The organism is Brevibacillus panacihumi W25 (assembly GCF_000503775.1).
Lineage (GTDB): Bacteria > Bacillota > Bacilli > Brevibacillales > Brevibacillaceae > Brevibacillus > Brevibacillus panacihumi_A.
The window spans coordinates 1-2,449 of the sequence record NZ_KI629791.1 but is presented as its reverse complement, the minus strand read 5'-3'; the positions used below and the strand labels follow the sequence as shown (position 1 = coordinate 2,449).

At 41.0% G+C, this 2,449-nt stretch carries 2 protein-coding genes; both read right to left on the bottom strand.

Annotated features, from left to right (window positions below; translation table 11 throughout):
- Positions 1-65: 65 nt before the first annotated feature.
- Positions 66-788, bottom strand: coding sequence for an IS21-like element helper ATPase IstB (gene istB, locus T458_RS55925; protein WP_023555614.1), 723 nt, complete (start codon positions 786-788; stop codon positions 66-68).
- Positions 788-2,296, bottom strand: a complete 1,509-nt coding sequence (gene istA / locus T458_RS55920; RefSeq protein WP_023555613.1) for an IS21 family transposase — start codon at positions 2,294-2,296, stop codon at positions 788-790. The genes istB and istA overlap by 1 nt, the downstream gene beginning before the upstream one ends.
- Positions 2,297-2,449: the final 153 nt, after the last annotated feature.

The window sequence follows — 2,449 nt, the reverse complement described above, 5'->3', positions numbered from 1 at the left end:
TGTTTTTGGCAAGTAAGAAATGTATCAAATGGCAATTAAAAATGTACCACTTGCCAACCCCTAAATTATTTACCGTGTAATAACGATTCTTTGTACCGATGGCTTTCGCCATTAAAGACGATCAGGTGAGAGTGATGAATCAAGCGATCAATCACTGCCTCTGTCAAAATTGGATCACCAAATATATGATTCCATTGGCCAAATTGTAGATTGGTCGTTATGATAATACTTTTTCTTTCGTAGCACATGGAAATAATCTGAAATAGCAGTTCTGCTCCTTGTTTATGCAGGGGAATATACCCTAGCTCATCGAGTATTAATAGATCTAACTTCTCAATATGGTTAAAGAATCGGCTCAACGAGCCGGTCTCGTGAGCATCTAGCAGCCGATTGACTAATCCAGCGACAGTAAAGAACTTTATCTTTTTTCCTTGCTGTTGAATGGCATTTAATCCAATCAGCGTTGATAAGTACGTTTTCCCCGTCCCCACTCCACCATAAAAGATTAGATTTTCTTTCTCCTCTATAAATCCACCATGAAGGATATGGTCCTGTGTGAGACCTTGTCCCATCTGAATATGGCCCCACTCAAATGGCTTTCCTGTTATTCTTGGCAAGGAAGATTGCTTAAAGAGCAGATTGATTTTTCGTGCTTCTCGTTGTTGTATCTCACTTTCTAATATTTTGAGTAAGTATTCTTCATTTGTAGTAGCTTCAACTTCATGGAAATGTTGCCGAACCCAACTCAATTTGAGGCGCTTTGAATACTCCTTTATCAATGCTTCCACTAGCGATGACCTCCCGTTCCCTTAAAGAATTCATTGTAATGGGCTAATCCTCTAGTGGCTGTTGGAACGGCAGGAACAAAACCTTTCGGTTGGATGGTATCCCTTTGACCACGACCATTGATGAGTTGGTAATAGATCTGTTTAATAGAATCAACGGATGGGTGGCCATTCTCAGAGGCAAGCTGCAAAGCTTGCGTGGGTATTTTCATATCATCGTCTTTTAGAATGACGGATAGTAGCTGGAGAGCTTCTTGTTTTTCTGGGACCGTGCAATTCGAGAGATAGACTTGCCATTCGATTGGCAATTGTTCATAAAAACTTGTGTATTTAAGGGCAGTTGGCCGTTTTGCCATCAATGTCAAATAGGGCTGCCAAATCACTGATTTTGGCTCTTTGCCATATAATCTGGCATGCTGCACAATCACCTCATACTCTTCTGTTAAAATATCCACTCGATCAAATGAGATCTTTGCCAAAACCGTACATTTGGCAAAACGGGGAGACGTTGAGTAGAGTTTATTTTCGACTCGGATATATCCGTATTTATCAGCTTTTACTCGTTCGTATCGGATACAATCAAATTCTTTGGCAGGTAATTGAAGAAGATGTTCCTTGTCTGCCAAATATAATTCGGAGAGCATCGTTTCTTTTACATAATGAGGTCGCTCCCGATCTCTCTCGGCTTTTTTCCACAGGGTTTCGTTTAGCTGATCAAGACTGTGTATCTGTAGCTCTGGCAGAAGAAAGTTGTTGCGAATGTACTTTACCATCGCCTCCACATGACCTTTTTCATTACCACTACCGGGATTACAAAACTCGTATTCAAAATCATAGTGAAAAACGAAGTTTTGGAATTCCTCTGTTAGTTCTCGCTGACCGTTCGGCATGATCCTTTTCACCGCTGGTGATAAGTTATCAAATCGAATCACCTTAGGCACGCCACCTATGTAGTGAAAGATACGCTTCAATCCCTCCAGAAAACATTCTCGGTTCTGAGACTGAAAAACTTGGAAGTAAAACGTATTGCTATGAGGAAATGAGAGAACGAGAAATGGCAAGGTAACACTTTCTCCCAGATATTTAAATGGTGCTTCTCCGAAATCAACCTGTGCCGATCCAGGTTTCGTCTCCAATGGCAATGCCGCAGCATCACTTGTCTCTGCTAACTGGTGTTTTCGTTGAGAAACATACTGTCTGACAGAGCGAGATGATCCTGTAAATTGGTGTTCTTCCACTAATTGTGTAAACAAGCGTTGTGCGGTTCTTCGGAACTTCTTTTTCTTGTTCAAATCCTCTTTGATCCATTGATCAAGAATGGGTTTTACAGGCTCCATGACTCTAGCTTTTCGAATTTGCTTGGGCTTTTCTTGTAGATTGAAGTCATCCATTTCTGCATACTTCTGAACTGTTCTCGAATCACGATTCATTTGTTTGGCAATCTTGCTATAAGCTCGCCCTTTCTTGTTTGCCTCGTGCCTGATATAATGAATTTCTGCCACTGCTAACATCTCCTAACTTTATACCTCCCGTCGTTCTGTAGTGCCCAACAGGGAGTGTATTTTGATAAGGGGATGTTGGCAAGTGGTTTTTTAATTTATGCAGCCCCTACGGGTCTGCATAAATTAACTGCCATAACCTACATTTTTAGTCTGCCATAAACA

Coding starts and splice junctions, on each gene's coding strand:
- istA (WP_023555613.1), bottom strand. CDS start 2,296: ATGTTAGCAGTGGCAGAAATTCATTATATCAGGCACGAGGCAAACAAG.